The 22,034-nt window shown below is 68.5% G+C and carries 20 protein-coding genes; 1 reads left to right on the top strand and 19 read right to left on the bottom strand.

Features of this window, described 5'->3' with window-relative positions; translation table 11 throughout:
* Nucleotides 1-103 precede the first annotated feature (103 nt).
* Nucleotides 104-1,024, top strand: a complete 921-nt coding sequence (locus JHW48_RS16075) for a LysR family transcriptional regulator (RefSeq protein WP_170152252.1) — start codon at nucleotides 104-106, stop codon at nucleotides 1,022-1,024.
* Here JHW48_RS16075 and JHW48_RS16070 read toward each other — a convergent pair.
* The 19 genes from JHW48_RS16070 to JHW48_RS15980 all read right to left on the bottom strand — a co-directional run bounded on the left by JHW48_RS16070 (nucleotide 978) and on the right by JHW48_RS15980 (nucleotide 22,019).
* Complete coding sequence (locus JHW48_RS16070) at nucleotides 978-2,357, bottom strand: MmgE/PrpD family protein (RefSeq protein ID WP_205961868.1); 1,380 nt, start codon at nucleotides 2,355-2,357, stop codon at nucleotides 978-980. The two genes, JHW48_RS16075 and JHW48_RS16070, sit on opposite strands and share 47 nt — an antisense overlap.
* A 3-nt stretch (nucleotides 2,358-2,360) precedes the next feature.
* Entirely contained in the window at nucleotides 2,361-3,266 is a 906-nt protein-coding gene (locus JHW48_RS16065) for a serine hydrolase domain-containing protein (protein ID WP_119885621.1), read from the bottom strand.
* Nucleotides 3,263-4,045 (bottom strand): ABC transporter ATP-binding protein, encoded by a 783-nt coding sequence (locus tag JHW48_RS16060; RefSeq protein WP_119885622.1) that lies wholly within the window; start codon nucleotides 4,043-4,045, stop codon nucleotides 3,263-3,265. Before JHW48_RS16060 ends, JHW48_RS16065 begins: the two co-directional genes overlap by 4 nt.
* Entirely contained in the window at nucleotides 4,045-4,908 is an 864-nt protein-coding gene (locus JHW48_RS16055) for an ABC transporter ATP-binding protein (protein ID WP_119885623.1), read from the bottom strand. The genes JHW48_RS16060 and JHW48_RS16055 overlap by 1 nt, the downstream gene beginning before the upstream one ends.
* Nucleotides 4,901-5,812, bottom strand: a complete 912-nt coding sequence (nikC, locus tag JHW48_RS16050; RefSeq protein WP_119885652.1) for a nickel transporter permease — start codon at nucleotides 5,810-5,812, stop codon at nucleotides 4,901-4,903. The genes JHW48_RS16055 and nikC overlap by 8 nt, the downstream gene beginning before the upstream one ends.
* Nucleotides 5,813-5,819: 7 nt before the next feature.
* On the bottom strand, nucleotides 5,820-6,875 hold the full coding sequence (locus JHW48_RS16045; RefSeq protein WP_119885624.1) for an ABC transporter permease: 1,056 nt from the start codon (nucleotides 6,873-6,875) through the stop codon (nucleotides 5,820-5,822).
* A 63-nt stretch (nucleotides 6,876-6,938) separates the two neighbouring features.
* Entirely contained in the window at nucleotides 6,939-8,525 is a 1,587-nt protein-coding gene (locus tag JHW48_RS16040; RefSeq protein ID WP_170152253.1) for an ABC transporter substrate-binding protein, read from the bottom strand.
* 45 nt (nucleotides 8,526-8,570) lie between these two features.
* Complete coding sequence (locus JHW48_RS16035; RefSeq protein ID WP_119885626.1) at nucleotides 8,571-9,995, bottom strand: amidohydrolase; 1,425 nt, start codon at nucleotides 9,993-9,995, stop codon at nucleotides 8,571-8,573.
* Between the two features lie 10 nt (nucleotides 9,996-10,005).
* Complete coding sequence (locus tag JHW48_RS16030) at nucleotides 10,006-11,799, bottom strand: S9 family peptidase (protein WP_119885627.1); 1,794 nt, start codon at nucleotides 11,797-11,799, stop codon at nucleotides 10,006-10,008.
* Entirely contained in the window at nucleotides 11,786-12,763 is a 978-nt protein-coding gene (pip, locus tag JHW48_RS16025) for a prolyl aminopeptidase (protein WP_119885628.1), read from the bottom strand. The genes JHW48_RS16030 and pip overlap by 14 nt, the downstream gene beginning before the upstream one ends.
* Before the next feature lie 222 nt (nucleotides 12,764-12,985).
* Nucleotides 12,986-14,347, bottom strand: a complete 1,362-nt coding sequence (locus JHW48_RS16020) for a TRAP transporter large permease (RefSeq protein WP_119885629.1) — start codon at nucleotides 14,345-14,347, stop codon at nucleotides 12,986-12,988.
* The gene (locus JHW48_RS16015) at nucleotides 14,337-14,882 is read right to left on the bottom strand and encodes a TRAP transporter small permease (protein ID WP_119885630.1); all 546 of its coding nucleotides are present in this window, start codon (nucleotides 14,880-14,882) and stop codon (nucleotides 14,337-14,339) included. The genes JHW48_RS16020 and JHW48_RS16015 overlap by 11 nt, the downstream gene beginning before the upstream one ends.
* Nucleotides 14,879-15,913, bottom strand: coding sequence for a TRAP transporter substrate-binding protein (locus tag JHW48_RS16010; protein ID WP_205961870.1), 1,035 nt, complete (start codon nucleotides 15,911-15,913; stop codon nucleotides 14,879-14,881). The genes JHW48_RS16015 and JHW48_RS16010 overlap by 4 nt, the downstream gene beginning before the upstream one ends.
* Before the next feature lie 184 nt (nucleotides 15,914-16,097).
* Nucleotides 16,098-17,168: a sugar phosphate isomerase/epimerase family protein gene (locus JHW48_RS16005; protein ID WP_119885631.1), complete on the bottom strand. Its 1,071-nt coding sequence runs from the start codon at nucleotides 17,166-17,168 to the stop codon at nucleotides 16,098-16,100.
* Nucleotides 17,169-17,182: 14 nt separating this feature from the next.
* Nucleotides 17,183-18,343: a Gfo/Idh/MocA family protein gene (locus JHW48_RS16000; RefSeq protein ID WP_119885632.1), complete on the bottom strand. Its 1,161-nt coding sequence runs from the start codon at nucleotides 18,341-18,343 to the stop codon at nucleotides 17,183-17,185.
* A 4-nt stretch (nucleotides 18,344-18,347) separates the two neighbouring features.
* Nucleotides 18,348-19,103, bottom strand: a complete 756-nt coding sequence (locus tag JHW48_RS15995; RefSeq protein ID WP_119885633.1) for a sugar phosphate isomerase/epimerase family protein — start codon at nucleotides 19,101-19,103, stop codon at nucleotides 18,348-18,350.
* A gap of 17 nt (nucleotides 19,104-19,120) precedes the next feature.
* Nucleotides 19,121-20,209 carry an ABC transporter ATP-binding protein gene (locus tag JHW48_RS15990; protein WP_119885634.1) on the bottom strand — a complete coding sequence of 363 codons (1,089 nt, stop codon included), beginning with the start codon at nucleotides 20,207-20,209 and terminating at the stop codon, nucleotides 19,121-19,123.
* A gap of 3 nt (nucleotides 20,210-20,212) precedes the next feature.
* The gene (locus tag JHW48_RS15985) at nucleotides 20,213-21,133 is read right to left on the bottom strand and encodes a carbohydrate ABC transporter permease (protein WP_119885635.1); all 921 of its coding nucleotides are present in this window, start codon (nucleotides 21,131-21,133) and stop codon (nucleotides 20,213-20,215) included.
* Nucleotides 21,126-22,019: a carbohydrate ABC transporter permease gene (locus JHW48_RS15980; RefSeq protein ID WP_119885636.1), complete on the bottom strand. Its 894-nt coding sequence runs from the start codon at nucleotides 22,017-22,019 to the stop codon at nucleotides 21,126-21,128. The genes JHW48_RS15985 and JHW48_RS15980 overlap by 8 nt, the downstream gene beginning before the upstream one ends.
* Between the last annotated feature and the right edge of the window lie 15 nt (nucleotides 22,020-22,034).

Here is a 22,034-nt window from a genome sequence, read left to right as displayed (position 1 = left end):
GCCGGCAACGCGGCCGGCGCGCTTGCCATCAACCCACCTGCCGACTACCAATCCCATACCGGCAGACCTTCGCCATGATCGAGGGACCAACGGGGGGCAGGTCATGATCAACACCGGACTGTTCGAGGATTTCCTGCACCTCGCGCAGAGCCGCAACTTCTCGACCACCTCGCGCGAACGGGGGATGTCACAATCCACCCTGTCGCGCCGGATCGCCGCGCTGGAGGGCTTCGTCGGGCGCGAACTGTTCGACCGCACCATCCAGCCCGTCGCCCTGAGCGAGGCGGGCGAGATGCTGCTGCCCTTGGCGCAGGACATCCTGGAGAAGATGGAGGAGGTCCGCACGATCGGCCATCCGACCGCCCGCCGGGTCGAGACATGCCACCTCATCGCGCTGAGCACCTTGGCGCTGCATTTCTTTCCCGACTGGCTGTCGCGCTACGAGACGACGGAATCCTGGCAGGTCGACCTGCTGAACACCGAGCCGCTGCTGGCCGCGAACATCCGAAATTTCCTGCGCGGGCAGGCCGAATTTCTGCTGACATTCGCGGATGACCGGGTGCCCGACCTGCTGGCCCTGCGCCATCACCGCTACATCGTCCTGGGCCACGAGACGGCAGTGCCCGTCAGCCGCCCCGATGCCGATGGCGCCCCGATCTGGTCGTTGGATGGCGAGGCCGAGATCGCCTATTGCGGCTATACGAGGGGCAGCTTCTTTCAGCAGGCGCTGACGCCCTGCTTCGATCGCTTGGGCGACCGGCTGTGCAAGGTGCGCGACAATTCGATGGCGGCGGTGATCCACGGGCTGGTCCGGCAGGGCCATGGCATGTGCTGGCTGCCCCGGGTCATGGTCGAGGACGACCTGAAAGCGGGCGTGCTGGTCCGGGCGGGCGGGCCGGATTTCGATCTGCCGACCGAGATCCGGCTCTATCGGTCGCATAACATGAGCCGCTATGCCCAGAGCCTGTGGAACGCCGTCAGCAGCGGTCACCAGATCTGCCGAAGATCGGTGCGACTGGCCTGAGATCGGCCGCCCCGTCCAGCGCCATCAGCCGGTCATGCAGCGCCCCCGCCCAAGGCGCGTCGTCGCAGCAGGCCAGGAACTTAGCCCGGACCTCCTCCGGGCGGAAGGGCTCGCGCAGATCGCCGCGGGGGAACATGCGCTCGGCCCGCAGATCGCGCCCGTCGCGCAAGCGCAGATGCAGCCGGTGGGGCAGGCGCGCGTCGGGGGCCGCGGCCTCCTCGGCCTCGGTCCAGGAGGTCATGGTCAGCCGCGCCAGCAGCGGATCGTCGCGCCGCGCCAGGACGGCGGCCGGCGTGAAATCGTCCAGCACCAGGCCCCCGTTGCGCAGCGCGACCGCGACGCAGTAGTTCATCGAGAAACGGGCCTGCATCTCGTCCTCGGGGCGGGTATAGGGCAGGTTCAGGCGGTTGGCGGTGCCGACCTTCACCGCGATGGCCTGGACATCCTCGGCGGCGAATTCAGCGTTGCGGCGCAGATCCGTCAGCGCGTCCACGACCAGATGGGTCGATCCGCAGCAGGGATGCAGCTTGGGGACCACGCCGTCGGTCGCGATGACATGGCGGGTCGTCCCGGCGATCCGGGCGGCGTCATAGCCGGGCGTGCCCGCGCCGCGGAACATCGCGGCAAAGCCCTGCGGCCCCTCGAAGGCGCGGGGGTGGCCCTCCATCCCCGCCAAGGCCAGCCGGGCGGCCTCGACGGCGTTGCGGGCGGCCAGGCCCGCGTGAAAGGGCTTGGCGGGCGTGCCGAACTGGCCCTTGGTGCCGCAGGCAAAGCTGCAGGCCAGGGTCAGGGCGCGGCGCATCCCCTCGGCATCCGCGCCCAGCAGATGCGCGACCCCCGCCGCGGTGCCGACCGAACCGATGGTCGAGGTGCCGTGCCAGCCCGCCGCGTAATGGCCCGGCCCCACCCCCGCGCCGACAAAGGCCTGCGCCTGCAGCGCCACCAGATAGGCGTCGACCAGCGCGCGCCCCGACACCCGCAGGCCCCCGGCCGCCAGCAGCGCCGGGACGATCACCGCCGAGGCATGGGACATGCCCGGCGTGAAGTTGTCGTCGTAATCCAGCGCATGGGCGGCGGTGCCGTTGACCATCGCCGCGGCGGCCGGATCGGCCGTGCCCCCCGTCACCAGCCAGGCATCGCCCCCCGCCGTCGCCGCCTGCGCCACGCGCCGGGTGGTGGCATCGCCCCGCCCCGCATGCATGCAGCCGATCGCGTCGGCGATGGCCGCCTGCGCCAGCATCCGCGCCGCGGGGGCGGCGGCAAAGGGGCCGTCCTCGTGGCGCGCATGCATCCAGCCGGCGATATGGCCGGCGATCGTGTCCTGATGCTGCATGGCTCAGTCCAGATGCCGCAGGATGTGGCGCAGCAGCGTGCCGAAGCGAAAGCCCGAGACCTCGTGCCCCTGATCGGTGTCCACGCGGTGGATCACGATGGCGTTGCGCGCGGGCATGACCAGCGCGTAATGCCCCCCCGCCCCGATCGCCATATAGCTGCCTTCGGGCAGGATGACATGGGGCAGCCCGCAGCCGTCGCGTTCCAACCACCACATATAGCCATAGGCCCCGCGCGGTCCCGCATCGCTGCCGCGCAAGGTGCAGAGCCGCGTCCAGCCCTCGGGCAGGACCTGGGTGCCGTTCCAGACCCCGTCCTGCAGGAACAATTGACAGAAGCGCAGCAGGTCGCGGCTGGACAGGCGGAAGGGATAGGCGTCATGGCGCGACTGATCGAAACGTTCGGTCCAGGCATCGGCTTCGGGGCGGAAATCCTGCAGGTCCAGCGGACCGGCCAGATGGCGGGTGAAGCCCTCGGCCACGCTGTGTCCGCTGGCCTGGACATAGATCGTGCCGAGCGCGTTGAAATCCCAGTTGTTGTAGCACCAGAAGGTGCCCGGCGCGTGGGAATGGCGGCGTTCCTTGATCATCCCCATCCATTCGGTCTCGTATCCGGCGGGGTGATAGATGCCCGACCGCGCGGTCAGCAGGTCATAGACCGTCGCCTGCCGTTCCACCGGCGACAGCGGGTCGTTGTCGTCGATGCCCAGCTGTTCCAGCGTCGCGCCAAGGTCCAGGCGCCCGGCCTCGACCTCGATCCCGATCAGGGCGGCCAGGATGCTCTTGCGGATGGAATGGCACAGAAAGCGGTGGTCCTGGGGGCCGAATTCCCCCAGGGTGCGGCCGTTCTGCCAGATGGTCAGGGCGGCGGTGGGCTGGGCCTCGATATGGGGCGTCAGGGCGGCGATCATGCGGCGTCTCCTTCAAGGGCGGCGGCGAAGGACGCGCTCGCGTCCAGGAACTGCCTGGTATAGGGGTGTTCGGCCCGACCCTTGCGCACGGCGTCCGAGGTCAGCTCCTCGATGATCGCGCCGTGCTGCATCATGCCGATGCGCTGGCAGACATGGGCGATCACCGCCATGTCATGGGATACCAGCAGATAGGTCAGGCCCCGGTCGCGCTGGATCTGGACCAGCAGGTTCAGGATCTCGGCCTGGACGGACACGTCCAGGGCCGAGGTCGGTTCGTCCAGCAGCAGGACCTCGGGCTCCATGATCAGCGCGCGGGCGATGGCCACGCGCTGGCGCTGGCCGCCCGACAGCTCGTGCGGGTAGCGATAGCGGAAGGCCGGGTCCAGGCCCACCTGCACCAGCACCTCGTCGATGCGCTGGCGCCGGCGGTCGAAGCCGTGGATCTGCAGGGGCTCGCGCAGGACCTTGTCGATCATCTTGCGCGGATGCAGCGAGGCATAGGGGTCCTGGAACACCATCTGCACCCGGCGCAGGAAATCCGCGCCGCGCCGCGCCTTGGGCTGTTCGCGCCCGTCCAGCAGGATGGCGCCCTCGTAATCGGGGTTCAGCCCGGCGGCGGCGCGCAGGACGGTGGACTTGCCACAGCCGGATTCCCCGATCAGGCCATAGCATTCGCCGCGCCCGATGCGGAATCCGACATCCTTGACGACATGATGGCGGTCGTCCTCCTCGCCGAACGAGACGTCGAGGCCCACCGCCTCGAGGATGGGGGTGCTCATCAGTGATCCTCCAGCCGATAGACCGGCCCGTCCAGCCAGTCCGGGTCGCGCTGCGGCACGCGCAGCAGGTCGGTCCGCCGGTCCAGCCGCGGCAGGCTGTCCAGCAGGGCCCGGGTATAGGGGTGGCGGGCGCGGCGCAGGTCCTTGGCCGCGATCTCCTCCAGCACGCGGCCAGCATACATGACCAGGATGCGGTCGCAGAAGCTGGCGACCAGGTTCAGGTCGTGGCTGATCAGGATCAGGCCGGCGCCCCGCGCCTCGACCAGTTCGTCGAGGACCGACAGCACATGGCGGCGCACGGTCACGTCCAGCGCCGATGTCGGCTCGTCCGCGATGATGATGTCGGGTTCGGGGATCAGCATCATCGCGATCATGATGCGCTGGCCCATCCCGCCCGACACCTCGTGCGGCAACAGGGCGAAAACCCGTTCGGGGTCGCGGATATGCACCGCCTCCAGCATGGCCAGGGCGCGCTGGCGGGCGGTCCGGGCATCGACCCTGTGATGGACGCGGTAGGCCTCGACGATCTGTTCGCCCACCCGCATCAGCGGGTTCAGCGAGAATTTCGGGTCCTGCAGGATCATCGAGATCTTGCGGCCCCGGATCTGGCGCATGCGCCGTTCGTTGGCGGCCAGCAGATCCTCGCCCCGGAACCGCAGGGCGGATGCGGTGACGGTGGCCGAACGCGGGGTCAGCTTCAGCAGTGCCCGCCCGGTCTGGGATTTCCCCGAGCCGGATTCCCCGACGATGCCCAGCTTTTCGCGCCCGACGCGGAAGGACACGCCGCGCACGGCATCGCGCCCCGTGCGGTTGCCGGCAAAGCGGATGCGCAGGTCCTCGACCTCCAGCAGCGGTTCAGTCATGGCGGGGGTCCAATACGTCGCGAAGCCCGTCGCCGGCAAGGTTGACGGCAAGGCTGGTCAGAAGGATGGCGATGCCGGGCACGGCCGCGACCCACCAGGCGTTCATCATGAATTCCCGGCCCGAGGACAGCATCGCGCCCCATTCCGGGCTGGGCGGCTGCGCGCCGAGGCCCAGGAACCCCAGGCCCGCCGCGGTCAGGATCACGATGGCCATGTTCAGCGTCACGCGCACCACGACCGATGGCAGGCACATCGGGATCACGTCCGACAGGATGATCCGCGTATGCGAGGCGCCTTGCATCCGCATCGCGGCGACATAGTCGGATTTGCGGATGGTCAACGTCTCGGCCCGCGCGAGGCGCGCGATGGGCGGCCAGGCGGACAGCGACAGCGCGATCACCGCGTTCTCGATTCCCGGACCCAGTGCGGTGACGAAGGCCAGCGCCAGGATCAGCGAGGGGAAGGCCAGAAAGACATCGACGATGCGCACCAGGATCAGGTCGATCCAGCCGCCGAAATAGCCCGCCAGCGTGCCGACGGCCAGCCCCACGGGCGCCACGATCGCCGCCGTCAGCACCGCGATGTACAGTGTGATGCGCGTGCCGTGGATGATGCGGGACAGGATGTCCCGGCCCAGCTCGTCCGTGCCCAGCCAATGGGCGCCCGACGGCGGCTGCAGCCGGTTCGCCAGCGATTGCTGGAACGGGTTGTAGGGGGCGATGACCGGCGCCAGCAGGGCGACGGTCACCAGGATCAGCAGGAAGATCGCGCCGGCCAGGGCGGATCGGTTGGCCGCGAAGCGGCGGCAGCCCAGCAGGACCTGCTGCGCGCGCGCCTGTGCGGCGGATGCGGGCACGGGTGCGGCCAGCCAGCCGCGCAGGCCCGGGGATTGTGTCTGGTTCATCGCCATCCTACCGCGTTCTGGGATCGAGGACGCGATAGAGCACGTCGCAGATCAGGTTGATGGTCACGAAGATCAGTCCGATGATCAGCGTGCAGCCGACCACCGCATTCATGTCGCCCGCCAGCAGCGCGCTGGTCAGATAGCGGCCGAAGCCGGGCCAGGCGAACACCGTCTCGGTCAGCACGGCGCCCTCCAGCAAAAAGGCATAGGACAGCGCCACGACCGTCAGCACCTGCACCGCGATGTTGCGGAAGGCGTGGCGCCAGACGGTGCGGCGCCAGGACAGGCCCTTGACGCGGGCGGTGATGACATATTCCTGCGTCAGCTGCGCGGCCATGAAGCTGCGCGTCATGCGGCTGATATAGGTCATCGCCCCGAAGGCCAGGATCGAGGCCGGCAGCACGATATGGGACACCGCGTTACGGAAGGCCGCCCAGTTCCCGGCCACCGCCGTGTCGATCAGCAGAAGGCCGGTGCGCTGTTCGAACCCGTATTCATGGACGAACCCGATCCGCCCCGGCCCCGAGACCCATCCCAGCCCCGCATAGAAGACCATCAGCCCCATCAGGCCCAGCCAGAAATTCGGTGCCGAATATCCGATCAGGCAGACCGTGCGCACGACATGGTCGATCCAGCTGTTGGCATACATGGCCGAGATCACCCCGAGCGGCACGCCCAGCCCCGTGCCGATGATCATGGCGACGGTCGCCAATTCGATCGTGGCGGGAAAGACGCGGGCAATATCCTCGATCACCGGGCGGCCCGAGGTCAGCGAATTGCCCAGATCCAGCGTCACCGCGTCGCGCAGATAGTTCAGGAACTGGATGATCAGCGGCTGGTCCAGCCCCAGCTCGCGATAGACGCGGTCATAGGCGGCCTGCGGGGCGTTCTCGCCCACGATCTTGATGACCGGGTCCAGGGGCAGCATGCGCCCGATGAAGAATGTCAGGGCCACGAGGCCCAGAAGCGTGACGCCCACCGATCCGATGGTGCGGATGCCCCCGCGAAGCTGACGCCTGCGCCGGGATGTGAAAAGCCCGCCTTGCGATGCCGCTGCCCGCATGGTCCTGCCTCCTTTCCTGTCTGGGATGGCCCGCCGGCGGGGTGCCGGCGGGCCGGACGGGCCTTACTTGGTCACCTGGTTGTAGAAGGCCTTGAAGCCATGGGCGGTCCAGCCCTGCAGCTCGGCGCGATGCGCGACGTTCTGGGTCGTCTGGAACATGAAGACCTGCGGGCCCTCCTGCATCTGGTCCAGCTGCAGCTGGTGATACATCTCCTCGCGCGTGTCGGTATCGGGTTCCAGCAGGGCCTCCATGACGCGCTGGTTGTATTCCTCCGAGAAATAGGCCGACCGCCAGCTGGGATATTGGGTCAGCTGCGCTTCGGCCGCATTGTCGGGGTTGTAGATCTGGCGCGAGGCCATGCCATGCGCATCCCCAACCGAGGTCTGCCAGCTCATCACCCCCATCTCGAATTCACGGCCCCGGATGCGCGAGAAGAGCTGCGCATTCGCCATCCGCTCGACCGAGACGTTCAGCCCCGCCGCCGCGGCGTTTTCCTGGAAATGCTGGCCGATGGGCATGGAATAGGGATGGGTGCCCAGGATCAGCGAGATGCTGGTCCCCTCCTCGACGCCGGCCTCGGCCAGCAATTCGCGCGCGCGGTCGACATCCAGCGCGAAGGGGCGGCCCTCTTCCTCGCTGAGCGCGCCGAAGGCACCCAGCTGGACCGGGCTCTGGCGGATCACGCCGATATTGCGCAGGAAGGAATTGCCCATCGCGTCATAGTCCAGCAGATAGCGCAGGGCCAGCCGCGCGCGCGGGTCGGTGAAGGGACCGAATTCGTTGTTCAGCGCCAGATAGGTCAGCTGGGGCTTCATGGTCGTCACCACCTCGACATCGTCGCGGGCGCCGACATCGGCGATATCCTCGGGGGTCAGGTCGCGGGCGATGTCGATATCGCCGCTGGTCAGCATCAGGCGCTGCGTGCCGGCCTCGGCCACGTGGCGGACCAGGATGGTCTGCATGCCCGGCGCCTCGCCCCAGTAATCGTCGTTGCGTTCCAGGATCACGACCTCGCCGGGGTTCCAGCGCTCCAGCCGATAGGGGCCGACACATTCGGTATGGGTGGCCAGATACTGGTTGCCCAGATCGTCATTGACCTCGTTTTCCAGGATCGTGTCGCGGTCAAGCATGATCGCCACCGGATAGGCGGCGATCGCCTGCAGCAACAGCGATGCGGGATAGGGCTGGTCGAACTGCATCACCAGCGTGCGGTCGTCGGGCGCGGTGATGCGTTCGGCCGCGTTCTCGGCGGTGAAGCCGTATTCGGTCAGGGCGGCCGCCGCGCCCAGGCCCACGTTCAGCACGCGGTGCAGCGACCACATCATCTCCTGCGCGGTGGCGGGGTTGCCCGACGGAAAGGTGATCCCCTCGCGCATGGTGAAGGTGATGGTCGTGCCGTCCTCGGACACCTCGTAGCTTTCGGCAAGGCCGGGAATGACGTTCGTCTCGTCCTCGGGGTCGTATTCCATCAGCCGGTCGCAGGTGTTGACCAGCAGCTCGACCGTGACGACCTCGCCCACCTGGGCGGGATCGAAGGTCGAGATGGCGTCGATGTTCCACGCCATGACCATCACGTTCGGCGGGGTCTGGGCGGCAGCCGCAAAGGGCATGGCGGTGGCCCCCGCAAGGGCCAGCGCGGATGTCAGCATTCTTGCCTTGTGGTTCATTTTCTCTCTCCTGTTGGTTCTTATGGTTCAGGCCGCTTCGGGGCGGGGCTGAAGGGGTGGGCTGACCTCGGCCGGGATCGGGCAGGTATAGGGCGCGGCGGCCAGGCGCGCGTCCAGATCGGCGCGGGCGCGGGCCAGCAGGTCCGCATCGGTCAGGCAGTCCTGGGCGGTGGCGGCCATGACCTTGGCGACCCAGGTCATGGCCTTGTGGGCCTGCGGCGTCTTGCCCTGCGCCGTCACCTGCCAGCTGTGGCCCGGCGTGCCGATGGCCAGCGTCGCGGCATGGGCCTGGACGGTGGGCACGATCCAGCTGACATCGCCGACATCGGTCGATCCGATCATCGGTTCCCGCCGCGTGTCGCGCGGCACGATGTAATCGCAGAGCGGCGTGTCGGTGGGCGCGACCCCCACCCCGCGATAGGCGCTGGCGATGTCGCCCGCCGACAGGGTCGCTTGGATCCGGGCGGCGAAATTGCGGTCCTCGGCGTCGAATTCCGGGGGCCCGAGCCGTTCGAAATTGGCCTGCATCGCCTCCTCCAGCGGGGTGTTGGCCAGAAGGTTCGACACCGCGCTCATGATCGAGATCGACACCTTGGTGTCGGTCATCATCGCCGCGCCCTCGGCGATGCGCTTCACGCGCTCGTTCAGTTCGAACATGCCGGGCAGGTCGGGCGAGCGGATGGCGAAACGCAGCTTGGCCTTGGCCTGCACCACGTTCGGCGCGACGCCCCCGGCATCCAGGAAGGAATAATGGATGCGGCTTTCCTGCGGGACATGTTCGCGCAGATACTGCACGCCCGTACACATCAGCTGCGCGGCATCCAGCGCCGATCGGCCCAGATGCGGGGCGGCGGCGGCATGGCTGGCGCGGCCGGTGAATTCGAAATCCATCCGGGTATTGGCCAGCGACAGGGCGGGGGCCACCTCGTTGAAGCAATGCGGGTGCCAGGTGATCGCGGCGGCCACCCCGTCAAAGGCGCCCGCGCGCGCCATGAAGGACTTGGCGGCGCCGCCCTCCTCGGCCGGGCAGCCGTAATAGCGCACGCGGCCGGGGGTGCCCGTCTCCTCCAGCCAGTCCTTCAGCGCGCAGGCCGCCAGCAGCGCGGCCGAACCCAGAAGGTTGTGCCCGCAGCCATGCCCCTGCCCGTTGCCCGGCAGCGGGCGCGGCTCGGCCACACCGGCCTCCTGGCTCAGGCCCGGCAGCGCGTCGTATTCGCCCAGAAAGGCGATGATCGGCCCGCCCTCGCCCGCCTCGCCGATGACGGCGGTGGGGATGCCCGCGACGTTCTCGGTGATGCGGAAGCCCTTGTCCTTCAGCATCGCGACATGTTCGGCGACCGAGGCATATTCGGTATAGCAGATCTCGGGCATGCCCCAGATCCGGTCGGACAGCCCGATCAGGTCGGGGGCATGGCGGTCCACGCCGGTCCAGATATCGGCTTCGTTCTTCATGTTCGCTCCCTCAGAGTTCCTGTGCGATGAATTCGGCCAGCGTCCCGAAGACGCGGCGGATATTGTCGATGCGTTTGAAGCCATGCCCTTCATGCGAAATCCGCAGAAAGTCGCAGCGCTTGCCCAGACCGAACATCAGCGAATGGATGATCTCGCTTTCGCAGGGCGGCACGCGCGGGTCGCGATCGGCATGGACCATCAGCAGCGGCGCCCGCACCCGCTCGATGCGGTTCACGGGCGACAGGCGGGCCAGCATCGCGGCATCGGCCTCGGGATCGCCGTATTCCGCGACCCGGATCATCCGCGCCCAAGGGCCGGTCGCCAGCAGATGGGTGGCGAAATTGCCGATGCCGTAGAAATTGACCCCGCAGCGCCACAGATCCGGCGTTTCCGTCAGGGCGGCCATGACCATGTATCCGCCATAGGACCGCCCGAAGATGCAGGTCCGGTCCCCGTCGATCACCCCCGCCCCGACCAGATGCGCCCTGATCGCGGTGACATCGGCCAGGCTGTCCAGCCGTTTCTCGCGGTCGTCCAGCCCGTGATAGCGGCGCCCATAGCCGGTCGATCCCCGCACGTTCGGCGCGACCACCATGATCCCCTGCCCGACCAGCCATTGCACATCGGCCCGCCATTCCGGGCGCCACTGCATCTCGGGGCCGCCATGGATGATGAAGACCGCGGGCCAGCCCTGCGCGGGCGCCTGGCCCGCCGGACGATAGAGGAAACAGGGCACGCGCAGCCCGTCGAAGCTGTCGAAGGCGCAAGGCTCCGCCGCCGCCCCGTCCGGCAGCGGTTCGGCCCCGTGCAGCCGGGACGCGGCCCCGCCCGACAGCGGCAGATGCCACAGGGCGGGCGGGTTCACCGGGCCCGAAAGGGCGCAGAGCGCGGCCCCGTCCGCAGGCACGCTCAGCCCGGTGACGACCCCCTGATGCGGCAGCGCCAGCGGGCGGCCCGCGCCCGAGGCCAGGTCCACCCGCGCCAGCTGGCTGAACCCGTCGCGGTTGATCGCCACGACGGCGCGGCTCTGGTCGGGCTCCAGCGCGAAGGCGTCCAGATCGCAGCCCTCGGCATGAAAGACGCGACCCGTGCCCGCGCCATCCCCGTCAAAGCCCCAGAGCGCCATCCGATCGCCATCCAGATCGCAGATCGCCAGCCCGCCGCCCGCCTTCAGCATCCGCGCCGCCGCGAATTTCACGCGATGTCCGGCATCCAGGATCGGGCGGCGGCGGCCGGTCGCGATCTCGACCAGGTCCAGCTTCTGGTCGCTGGCCGCGCCCAGGGTGCGACGCACCAGCAGGCTGGCCCCGTCCGGCGCAAAGCCCAGCACCTCCTGATGGCCGGCGGGGTCGGCCACCGCCTGCACGGCGCCCGTCGCCAGGTCCATCACCCGCAGGTCCAGCCGGTCCCGGCCCCGGTCATTGGCGGTAAAGGCGATCCGCCCCCCGTCCGGCGAGAACGCGCCCCACATATGCACCGTCATCGGGTCCGCGGTCAGCGCCCTTACCGCGCCGGTTTGCGGGTCCAGCAGATGCAGCTGCCAGCGTTCATCCCCGCCCCGATCGGCGGTGAACAGGATCCGGTCGCCCGCGGGGCTCCAAGCCTGGCTGTTGACGGGTTCGGGATGATCGGTCAGCTGCCGCGCCCCGTCGCCGCCACCGTCACCGTCGGTGATCCAGATCTGCGGCATGCCGCTGCGGTCGCTGATGAAGGCCACCGCCCCGCCACCCGGCGCGCAGGCGGGGGCGCGCGCCGCGGCGATCTCGACCAGCGGCAGGATGGCGCCTGCGTCAATGCGGGGCATGGGGATGGGTCCTTTCCAAGAGCCGCGCCGTCGCCGCCCGCTGCGCGGCGATCATGGCGGGCGATGCGGTGTGATTGGCCAGGGTGACAACCTGGAACCCCGCCTCGGGCCAGGCCTTGTGCAGGTCCCAGGCCGAGATCATCGGCGTCACCATGTCATAGCGGCCCTGCAGGATCTCGGCCGGGATGTGGCGGATGCGGTCGATCCCCGCCAGCAGCCCGCCCTGGGGCAGAAAGAACCCGTTCACGCAGTAATGCGCGAACAGCCGCGCCACCGGCAGATAGCGCTCCGGGCCGTCCAGCAGGCGCGCGACATGCGCCTCGTCCGGCTCCAGCGTCTGCGTGCGGGCCGAAAAGGTCCGCAGCGCCCGGGCCGCCGCCTGCCGCACCGCCATGTCGGGGCCGGTCAGGCGGCGGTGATAGGCCGCCAGCAGGTCGCCCCGCTCCTCGACCGGGACATGGGCTGCGAAACGGTCCCATTCGTCGGGAAAGACGGCGGCGATGCCGTGGAACCACCAGCGGATCTCCTCCGGGCGGCCGAGGAAGATGCCGTGCAGGCGCAGCGCCCGAACCCGGTCGGGATGCGCTTGGGCATAGGCCAGCGCCAGGCAGCTGCCCCAGGACCCGCCCGCGACCATCCAGTCCTCGAACCCCAGATGGGTCCGGATCCGTTCCAGATCTGCGATCAGCGCGGCGGTGGTGTTCCCGTCCAGCCCGGCACTGGGCCGCGACCGACCCGCGCCGCGCTGATCGAACAGCACCAGGTCATGGCGGGACAGGTCGAACCCCTTCAGGCAGGCATGGGACAGCCCCGCCCCCGGCCCCCCATGCAGAAAGACCGTGGGACAGGCCCCGGCGGTCCCGTGCCGTTCGAGGTGTAGGTCATGACCCGGATCGACCGCCAAGCGGCCCTCCGAGCGCGGCACGGCGGGGCCGGCATCGGGCTGATGAAGGGTTGTTTCCATGCAGCCGAGCCTAGGCAGCGTGAAAACTTGCAGCAAATGCAATTTTCGTATGAGCGATCCGGAAAACGGATGGGTCCGTCACCGCGGCGCCCCGCAGCCAGCAGGCGCAGGGGTGGCGACACCCCGCGCCGGCTTGGCTCAGCCGGCGCGGGGCCGCAGGGACGCCGCTTTGCAGGGCAATGCCCCAAGGATCGTGCAGTTTGCGAAAAGCCCGCGGGGGCGTCAGCCCGAAAGCACCCGTGGCAGCCACAGGATCAGCGCGGGAAAGGCCAGCAGCAGGGCGACGCGGAACAGCTCGGCCAGAAAGAAGGGCACGACGCCCTTGAAGGTCTCGCTCATCGGGGTGTCCGTGGCCAAGGCCGAGATGACGAAGACGTTCATCCCCACCGGCGGCGTGATCAGGCCCAGCTCGACCACGACCAAGGCCAGGATCCCGAACCAGATCTTCAGATCGTCGGTGGACATGCCGAAGCCCGACCCCTCGGCGCCCTGCATCGGCCCGCCGTTCAGCGTGACCAGCACCGGCCAGAAGAACGGGATGACCAGCAGGATCATCGACAGGCTGTCCATCAGACAGCCCAGCAGCACCAAGGCCAGCAACAGCAGCAGCAGGATGGTGAAGGGCTCCAGCCCGACGGTGCCGATCCATTCGGCGGTGAATTGCGGCAGGCGCACGCGGGACATGAAGATCTTCATCAGCTCGGCGCCCAGCAGGATCAGAAAGATCATGCCGGTGGTCGATGCCGTCTCGACCAGGGATTCGCGGATGCCCGTCCAGGTGATGCGCCCCTGGACCAGCCCGAAGACCCAGACCAGGAACACCCCGATCGCCGCCGCGGGCGTGGGGTTGTAAAGGCCGCCATAGATCCCCCCCAGCACCAGCGCGAAGATCGCCAGGACCGGCAGCACCCCGATCGAGGCGGCCCGGAACTCGGCCCGGTCGGCCGCGCCCCCGGCGGGACCGGATTCGGGAAAGATCGCGACATAGATCGCGATGGTCAGCAGAAAGAAGACCACCGCCAGCAGGCCGGGGATCATCGCGGCCATGAACATGGTGACGATGTTGGCCTCGACCAGGATGGCATAGATGATCAGCACCACCGAGGGCGGGATCAGGATGCCCAGGACGCCCCCCGCCGCCAGCGATCCCGTCGCCAAGGCCCCGGAATAGCGGTATCGGCGCAGCTCGGGCAGGGCGACCTTGCCCATGGTCGATGCGGTGGCCAAGGACGACCCCGACACCGCGCCGAAGCCCGCGCAGGCGGCGATCCCGGCCATGGCCGTGCCGCCGCGCATCCAGCCGAACCAGGCATTCGTGCCCCGGAACAGCGCCTGCGAGAACCCGGCCTTGGTGGCCAGCGCCCCCATCAGGATGAACATCGGGATGACCGACAGATCGTAGGTCGCGAACTGGCCATAGGCCAGGGTCTTCAGCTGGTTCAGCACCAGCATAGGACCTGCCACCAGCGACAGGCCCCCCGCCCCGACCAGGATCATCGCATAGCCGATGGGCATGCGCAGCGCGATCAGCACCAGCAACGCCACCAGCCCCAGGCTGCCCAGAAGGATGGGATCAGCGGGCATCGCGGGCCTCCTCGGGGCGGGCCATGCGGCGGCCGCTCTCGATCAGGGTCAGCGCCGAGGCCGCGACCAGCAGGGTCAGGGACACCAGGATCGGCACGAAGGCCCACCAGATGGGGATCTGCAGGATCGTCGTGCGATAGCCGAAGCGGCGCTGATCGCCCATCCCCAGGCCCATCCGCCACAGCAGCAGCGCGGCGAAGGCCAGGGCCACGACCGATGCCGCCAGCCGCAGCACCGCGATCATGCGCGGCGAGGCGCGGGCGGTGAAGATGTCGGCGGTCACATTCGCATCCGTCATCTGGCAATAGGGCAGAAAGCAGAAGACCGCGACCGCGACCAGCATCTCGGTGATCTCGAAATCGCCGGTGATGCGCTGGCCCGCCACGCCCGAGGCGACGGCCAGCACATTGACCGCGACGATGCCCAGAAGCAGGCACCCCCCGACCAAGGCCCATGCGGTGATGACGCGGCGCAGCCCCCCGGCCAGTCGCCGGCCGGGGGTCGCGCGGTGGTTGGCACGGTGGTTGGCGGTCATTCCGACCCGGCCTGTGCCGCGATGGCGTCGCGTGCCCGCGCGACCAGCCCCGCGCCGTCGACGCCCTGCGGCGTCACGTCGTCGATCCAGCGCTGCACAACCGGTTCCAGCGCGTCGCGGAAGGCCGCGGTCTCGTCCTCGGTCAGGGTGACATGGGTGTTGCCCGCATCGACCGCCAGCCCGATGCCGCGGTCGTCGGCGGCGCGCCAGATCGCGCCGACCTCGGCCAGCCATGCCTCGTCGGAATGGTCGCGGAAGATCTGGCGGATGTCCTCGGGCAGGGAGTCCCACCGCGCCTGGTTCATCGAGACCTGGAACACCGAGGTCCCGAAACGGTAGCGGTCATGCCCCTCGATCTGGAAATCGGTCTGTTCCTGCAGCTGCAGCGGCGCGATGATCTCCCACGGGATCAGGGCGCCGGCCACGGTGCCGCGCTGCAGGGCCTGGGGCAGTTCGGGGACCGGCATCGCGATGGCGTTGCCGCCCAGGGCCTCGATCGCCCAGGCCCCGGTCCGCGACGGCGTGCGCAGGTCCCGGCCGGCCAGGTCGGCGGGGCTGCGGGCCTCGATGCTGCCGGTCTGGATGGCATTGCCGGCATGGCTGTGCAGGAACAGCACCTCGGTGCCCGCGAAATCCGGCGCCAGCTCGTCCATCATCGCGCGCATGGCCAGGTTCGCCGCCGCCGGGTCGTTGCCGAAGACATTGGGCAGCTCGAAGACCTCGGACCGCGGAAAGAGGCCCGGCGTATAGCCGTTCAGCGTCCAGATCATGTCCACGACGCCGTCGCGGACCTGGTTCACCAGCTCGGGCGGGCGCCCGCCCAAGGTCATCGAGGGATAGATCTCGATCCGCACCCGCCCGTCCGAGGCCTCGGCGATGCGTTCGGCCCAAGGCTCCAGCATCTGGCTGTGGGCCGGGGCCTGCGCGCCCAGGAAATGGTGCAGCGTCAGCGTTATGTCCTGCGCGGCGACCGGCATGGCCAGCAGCACCCCGCCCAGCAGCGCCCCGAGGGCCGTTCTGTGGTCCGTCATTGTCATTCCTCCCTTGGTGATCACGGCCGTCATTCTTTCGCGCATGGCCTGTCCCCCCTTCCCCGGATCATAGGGAAAAGCCGGCCGCCGCGAATGGACTATTCACATATACGCTGGCACTAATCGTGCGGAAGATGGGCGCCCCCCGCCCCGATCTGGCATCTTTCCGTCCGGGGCGGGGCGATCAGCCCAGGCCCAGCATGGACCTCAGCGCGCCGGGGTCGCGCGCCGTGCCGCCGGCGAAATCGTCGAAGGCGGTTTCGGTCGGGTCGATCAGATGGGCGGCGATGAAGGGGGCGCCCTCGGCCGCGCCTTGGGCCGCGGATTTCACGCAGCATTCCCATTCCAGCACCGCCCAGCCCCGATACCCCGCCAGCGTCAGCCGCGAGAAGACGCCCGCGAAATCCACCTGCCCGTCGCCCAGGCTGCGGAACCGTCCCGCCCGCCCGGTCCAGTCGGAAAAGCCCGAATAGACCCCCTGCCGGGCCGAGGGCAGGAATTCCGCATCCTTGACATGAAAGGCCCGGATGCGGTTGGCGTAATGGTCGATGAAGCCCAGGTAATCCATCTGCTGCAGCACGAAATGCGACGGGTCGTAGTTGATCGCCGCGCGGGCATGGCCGCCCGCCGCGTCGAGGAACCGCTCGAAGCTGACGCCGTCCATCAGGTCCTCGCCCGGATGCAGCTCGAAGGCGTAATCGACGCCCTGCGTCTCATGTGCGTCGAGGATCGGCCGCCAGCGGCGCGCCAGCTCGGCAAAGGCCTCGTCGATCAGCCCCGCGGGCCGCTGCGGCCAGGGATAGAGATAGGGCCAGGCCAGCGCGCCCGAAAACCCCACCTGCACGTCGAGGCCCAGATGGCGCGAGGCGCGGGCGGCCTTGACGACCTGATCCGCCGCCCATTCGGATTGGGCGCGCGGCTGGCCCCGCAGCGCCTCGGGGGCAAAGCCGTCGAACTGCGCGGCATAGGCGGGATGCACCGCGACTAGCTGGCCCTGCAGATGGGTCGACAGCTCGGTGATTTGGACGCCGGCCTCATGGCAGATGCCGGCGATCTCGTCGCAGTAATCCTTGGATTCGGCGGCGCGGTCGATGTCGATGAAGCGCGCATCGACCGGCAGCTGGATGCCCAGATAGCCCAGATCCGCCGCCCAACGGGTGATATTCGGCAGCGTGTCGAAGGGGGCCGCGTCGCCCGCGAACTGCGCCAGAAAGATCGCGGGGCCCTTGATGCCCCGCTGGTGGTCGGTTGCCATGACGGACCCCTCTCTCAGGCCGGGACGGTCCGGCCGGCCAGCAGCAGCCCGGCGGCGGCGGGGTCCAATGCCTCGGGGCGGGCGCAGGTGGTGGTCATGGGGACGAAACGCCCCTCCTCGCCCGATTGCAGGATGGCGGTCATCACCTCGACCACATGCAGCGCCACTTCGTCATTGCAGCGATGCGGGCGGTCTTGGGCGATGGCCAGCGCCATGTCGGCCAGGCCCGCCGCACGGTAATCGGCGACGTGGCGGCCGTCATTCGTCATCCGGTTCGCGGGCCCGAGCGGGTGGTCCCAATCCGGCAGCGCCGCAGGCTCGGCCCGGCGGGTGACGCGGACCGCGCCGTCGAAGAAGTTCGGGTCGGGGACATGCAGCGTGCCCTCGGTCCCATAGAGCGCCATGGGCTGCAGGTCGTGCTGATGGACGTCCCAGCTGGACTGAAAGCTGATGATCGCGCCGTTGTGGAACTCCAGCAGGGCGTGGATGGTGGTGGGGGTCTCGACCGGCACCTGCTGGCCCTTGCGGGCGGCCGATCCGATGGTGCGCGTCGTGCTGGGCGTCGCGGCGAGGGCTGCCACGCGTGCCACCGGCCCCAGCAGCTGCACCAGGTTCGAGATGTAGTAGGGCCCAAGATCCAGCACCGGCCCGCCGCCCTTCAGAAAGAAGAAATCCGGGTTCGGATGCCAGCTTTCCATGCCGCTGGACATGACCGCGCAGGTCCCCGAGGTGACGCGGCCGATCGCGCCGCTGTCCAGGATATGCCGCGCCAGCTGGTGGCTGGTCCCGAAGAAGGTGTCAGGGGCCGAACCCACACGCAGCCCCGCCTCGGCGGCGATGGCGGCCAAGGCACGCCCCTCCTCCAGGGTCAGGACATAGGGCTTTTCGGAATAGACATGCTTGCCCGACTGCAGGATGCGGCGCGAGATGTCGAAATGCGCGGCGGGGACGGTCAGGTTCACGATCAGGTCGATGTCGTCGCTGTCCAGCAGCGCATCGACGCTGCGGGCCTCGATGCCGAATTCGGCGGCCCGCGCCTCGGCCGCGGCGGGGTCGCGATCGGCCACCGCGACGAAGCGGATGCCGTTGTAATGCGGCGCCCGCCCCAGATAGGAGGACGAGATATTGCCGGCCCCGATCAGGCCCAGTCTCAGGTCACTGGCGGATTGGGTCATGGGATCAGCCTTTCAGGGTCTGCCAGGCGGCATGGGCCTGGGTCGCGAAACGGTCGAAATCGGATGGCTTGTCATGTTCGGCGACCAGCACTTCGACCCGCGCATGGGTCCGCAGGGCGTCGATGATCGCGGCCCAGTCCATCGTGCCGGTGCCGGGATCGGCCCAGCCATCCTCATCCGCCTTCTCACCTTCCGGCGCGATGTCCTTGAAGTGGGCGGCGGTGATGCGCGGGCCGTATGTCTCGATCCAAGCCAGCGGATCGGCCCCGCCGCGGATGATCCAGGCGATGTCGGCCTCCCAATCGATCATGGGCGCCTCGTCCAGGATGATGCCCATGGGCGTCTGGCCGCCGGGCAGGGCGTGGAATTCGAAATCATGGTTGTGCCAGCCGAAGCCGAGGCCGCGTTCGGCCATCGCCCCATGCGCGGCGGCCAGACGGGCGGCGAAGGCGCGCCAGCCGTCGGCATCCGCGGGGCGCTGGTCGGGGGCGACATGGGGGGCGAAGATCATCGTCGCGCCGACCTCGGCCGCGATCCGCGCCACGCGGTCGGGATCCTGTTCCACCAGGTCCAGCGCCACATGCAGCGAGGGCATGGTCATCCCGGCTTGGGACAGCGCCTCGGCGATGGCGGGCAGCTCGTCGAAGGCGCCGCCATAGCCCTCGGCCGCGTCATAGCCGATCGCCCCGAGGCGGCGGATCACCTCGGCATAGGGGGTGGCGAACCGGGCCGAATAGAGTTGCAGGGACAGTTTCATCATCTTCTCCGTGGGAAAGGCTACAGACGCGCCTCGGTGGCGGCGTCGAAAAGCGACAGGCTGACGGGGTCGCAGCCGATGGCCAGACGGTCGCCCACGCGCACGCGGTCCTCGCCGTCCATGCGCACGCGGAAGGGCGTCTGGCCGAGCCGGGCCCAGACCAGGGTGTCGGCGCCCATCGGCTCGACCACCTCGACATCGACCTGGGCGCGGATGGGCAGCGCCTCGGCCGCGGGGCCCGTGCGGACATGTTCGGGGCGGATGCCCAGCACCACCTTGCCGTCGCGCGGCGGGGCGGCAAAGTCATAGCCCGCGACATCGGCGGTCAGCGGGCCTGTGAACCGCCCCGCCTCCAGCCGCCCCGGCAGCAGGTTCATGGGCGGCGAGCCGATGAAGCCCGCCACATAGAGGTTCGCGGGCCGGCGATAGATGTCGTCCGGCGTCGCCAGCTGCTGGATCGCGCCGCCGCGCATGATGGCGATGCGGTCGGCCAGGGTCATCGCCTCGATCTGGTCATGGGTGACATAGATCATCGTGTTGCCGAGGTTCTGGTGCAGGCGCTTCAGTTCGACCCGCAATTCGGCGCGCAGTTTCGCGTCCAGGTTCGACAGCGGCTCGTCGAAGAGGAACACGTCCACATCGCGCACCAAGGCCCGACCGATGGCCACGCGCTGGCGCTGGCCGCCCGACAGCGCGGCGGGCTTGCGTTTCAGCAGCGGCTCCAGCTGCAGCGTCTCTGCGGCGCGGGCGACGCGGCGGCGGATCTCGTCCCGGGGCACGCGGGCGTTCTTCAGGCCGAAGGACAGGTTCCCCTCGACCGTCATCTGCGGATAGAGCGCGTAGGACTGGAACACCATGCCGATGCCGCGCTCGGACGGTTCGGCCCAGGTGACGTTCCAGCCGCCGATGAAGACCTGCCCCTCGGTCGCGGGTTGCAGCCCCGCGATGCAGTTCAGAAGCGTGGACTTGCCGCAGCCCGATGCGCCCAGCAGGACCAGGAATTCGCCCTGCCGCACGTCGAGGTTCAGATCGCTCAGGACCCTGACCGCCCCATAGCCGAGGGACAGATCGCGGATCGAGACCGAGATGCCGTTCAGTTCGTCACGCATGGGTCAGCCTTTCACGGCGCCTGCGGCGATGCCGCGGACGAAGAGTTTGCCAGAGAGGAAATAGATCGTCAGCGGCACCAGCCCCGTCAGCAGGGTCGCGGCCATGTTGACGTTGTATTCGCGCACACCTTGGACCGAATTGACGATGTTGTTCAGCTGCACGGTCATCGGATAGCTGTCGGGCCGGGTATAGATCACCCCGAACAGAAAATCATTCCAGATGCCCGTCACCTGCAGGATGACCGCCACGGTGAAGATCGGCAGCGACATCGGCACCAGCACGCGCAGGAAGATGCCCCAGAAGCCTGCGCCATCGACGCGGGCCGCCTTGAACAGTTCCGGCGGCAGCGAGCTGAAATAGTTGCGGAACAGCAGCGTGATGATCGGCATGCCGAAGACGACATGGACCAGCACCAGCCCCCAGACCGACCCCATCAGCCCCAGTTCCCGCAGGATGATGACGATGGGATAGATCATCACCTGATAGGGGATGAAGGCGCCGAAGATCAGGATGGTGAAGAACACCTCGGACCCCTTGAAGCGCCAGTTGACCAGCGCATAGCCGTTCACCGCCGCCACCGCGATGGACAGGATCGTGGCGGGCACGGTGATCGCGACCGAATTCCAGAAGCCGCGCGACAGCCCGTCGCAGTTCAGGCCGGTGCAGGCCTGGGACCAGGCCTTGACCCAAGGCTCGAAGGTGATCTCCATCGGCGGAGCGAAGATGTTGCCCATGCGGATCTCGGGCATGCCCTTCAGCGAGGTCATGACCATGACCCAGAGCGGCAGCAGGTAATAGATCGAGAAGACGATCAGCCCGCCATAGACCATGATCCGCTTGGGGTTCATGCGCCGCGTGGGGGCGATGCCCGCGGGGCCGTCCAGCAGGCGCCCGCGCGGGGTGGGGAAGGCTGCGTCAGACATGGCGTTTCCTCCCCATCCGGAACAGCGCGAAGGGGATGATGATCGCCAGCACCGCGGCCAGCATCATGGTCGAGGCCGCAAAGCCCTGGCCCAGGTTCTGGTTGCCGAACATGTAGTCATAGACGTATTTCGCCGGCACCTCGGACGCGATCCCCGGCCCGCCCCGCGTCAGCGCCACGACCAGATCGTAGAGCTTGATGATCCCGGCCGAAATCAGCACGATGCAGGTCGCAAAGACCGGCTTCATCATCGGCAGGATGATGAAGATGTAGGTCTTCCAGGCCGGGATGCCGTCGACGCGCGCGGCCTTCCACACGTCCTCGTCGATGCCGCGCAGCCCCGCCAGCAGGATCACGGTGGTCAGCCCCGCCCCCTGCCAGATGCCCGCCGCCAGCAGCGCCAGGATCACCAGGTTCGGATCGTTCAGCGGATCGAAGGTGAAGGTCGAAAACCCCATGCTGCGCCCGATATGCTGCAGCCCGAAATCGGGGTTCAGGATCCATTGCCAGACCACGCCCGTTACGATGAAGCTGAGCGCATAGGGAAACAGGATGATCGTGCGGAAACCGTCCTCGAAGCGGATCTTCTGGTCCAGCAGCACGGCCAGCAGAAAGCCGATGGCCAGGGTCAGGATCAGCGACAGGACGCCATAGACCGCCAGGTTCTCGATCGAGACCTGCCAGCGGGGCGTGGACCACAGCCGCTCGTATTGCGCGAGGCCCACGAAATCCAGCCGCGGCAGCAGGCGCGAGCTGGTGAAGGAATAGACCACCGTCCAGAGCGAGCAGCCGATGAAGATGACCAGCGCGGTCAGGATCATGGGCATGGCGGCAAGTTTCGCCTGCCAGTTCTGGAACAGGCGGAGGGGCGGGCCGGAACGGGCCATGGCAATGCCTCCGGT

This window comes from Paracoccus aestuarii (assembly GCF_028553885.1).
GTDB classification, from domain to species: domain Bacteria; phylum Pseudomonadota; class Alphaproteobacteria; order Rhodobacterales; family Rhodobacteraceae; genus Paracoccus; species Paracoccus aestuarii.
This window is presented reverse-complemented; position numbering and strand designations above follow the sequence as displayed.

What these genes read in the sequence shown, in the direction of transcription:
- JHW48_RS16055 (WP_119885623.1), bottom strand. Translation starts at nt 4,908, where the DNA reads ATGACTGAACCGCTGCTGGAGGTCGAGGACCTGCGCATCCGCTTTGCC.
- JHW48_RS16040 (WP_170152253.1), bottom strand. Translation starts at nt 8,525, where the DNA reads ATGCTGACATCCGCGCTGGCCCTTGCGGGGGCCACCGCCATGCCCTTT.
- JHW48_RS15995 (WP_119885633.1), bottom strand. Translation starts at nt 19,103, where the DNA reads ATGATGAAACTGTCCCTGCAACTCTATTCGGCCCGGTTCGCCACCCCC.
- JHW48_RS16005 (WP_119885631.1), bottom strand. Translation starts at nt 17,168, where the DNA reads ATGGCAACCGACCACCAGCGGGGCATCAAGGGCCCCGCGATCTTTCTG.
- JHW48_RS16075 (WP_170152252.1), top strand. Translation starts at nt 104, where the DNA reads ATGATCAACACCGGACTGTTCGAGGATTTCCTGCACCTCGCGCAGAGC.
- JHW48_RS16045 (WP_119885624.1), bottom strand. Translation starts at nt 6,875, where the DNA reads ATGCGGGCAGCGGCATCGCAAGGCGGGCTTTTCACATCCCGGCGCAGG.
- JHW48_RS15980 (WP_119885636.1), bottom strand. Translation starts at nt 22,019, where the DNA reads ATGGCCCGTTCCGGCCCGCCCCTCCGCCTGTTCCAGAACTGGCAGGCG.
- JHW48_RS16010 (WP_205961870.1), bottom strand. Translation starts at nt 15,913, where the DNA reads ATGACGGACCACAGAACGGCCCTCGGGGCGCTGCTGGGCGGGGTGCTG.
- JHW48_RS16015 (WP_119885630.1), bottom strand. Translation starts at nt 14,882, where the DNA reads ATGACCGCCAACCACCGTGCCAACCACCGCGCGACCCCCGGCCGGCGA.
- JHW48_RS15985 (WP_119885635.1), bottom strand. Translation starts at nt 21,133, where the DNA reads ATGTCTGACGCAGCCTTCCCCACCCCGCGCGGGCGCCTGCTGGACGGC.
- JHW48_RS16070 (WP_205961868.1), bottom strand. Translation starts at nt 2,357, where the DNA reads ATGCAGCATCAGGACACGATCGCCGGCCATATCGCCGGCTGGATGCAT.
- JHW48_RS15990 (WP_119885634.1), bottom strand. Translation starts at nt 20,209, where the DNA reads ATGCGTGACGAACTGAACGGCATCTCGGTCTCGATCCGCGATCTGTCC.
- JHW48_RS16030 (WP_119885627.1), bottom strand. Translation starts at nt 11,799, where the DNA reads ATGCCCCGCATTGACGCAGGCGCCATCCTGCCGCTGGTCGAGATCGCC.
- pip (WP_119885628.1), bottom strand. Translation starts at nt 12,763, where the DNA reads ATGGAAACAACCCTTCATCAGCCCGATGCCGGCCCCGCCGTGCCGCGC.
- JHW48_RS16065 (WP_119885621.1), bottom strand. Translation starts at nt 3,266, where the DNA reads ATGATCGCCGCCCTGACGCCCCATATCGAGGCCCAGCCCACCGCCGCC.
- JHW48_RS16060 (WP_119885622.1), bottom strand. Translation starts at nt 4,045, where the DNA reads ATGAGCACCCCCATCCTCGAGGCGGTGGGCCTCGACGTCTCGTTCGGC.
- nikC (WP_119885652.1), bottom strand. Translation starts at nt 5,812, where the DNA reads ATGAACCAGACACAATCCCCGGGCCTGCGCGGCTGGCTGGCCGCACCC.
- JHW48_RS16020 (WP_119885629.1), bottom strand. Translation starts at nt 14,347, where the DNA reads ATGCCCGCTGATCCCATCCTTCTGGGCAGCCTGGGGCTGGTGGCGTTG.
- JHW48_RS16000 (WP_119885632.1), bottom strand. Translation starts at nt 18,343, where the DNA reads ATGACCCAATCCGCCAGTGACCTGAGACTGGGCCTGATCGGGGCCGGC.
- JHW48_RS16035 (WP_119885626.1), bottom strand. Translation starts at nt 9,995, where the DNA reads ATGAAGAACGAAGCCGATATCTGGACCGGCGTGGACCGCCATGCCCCC.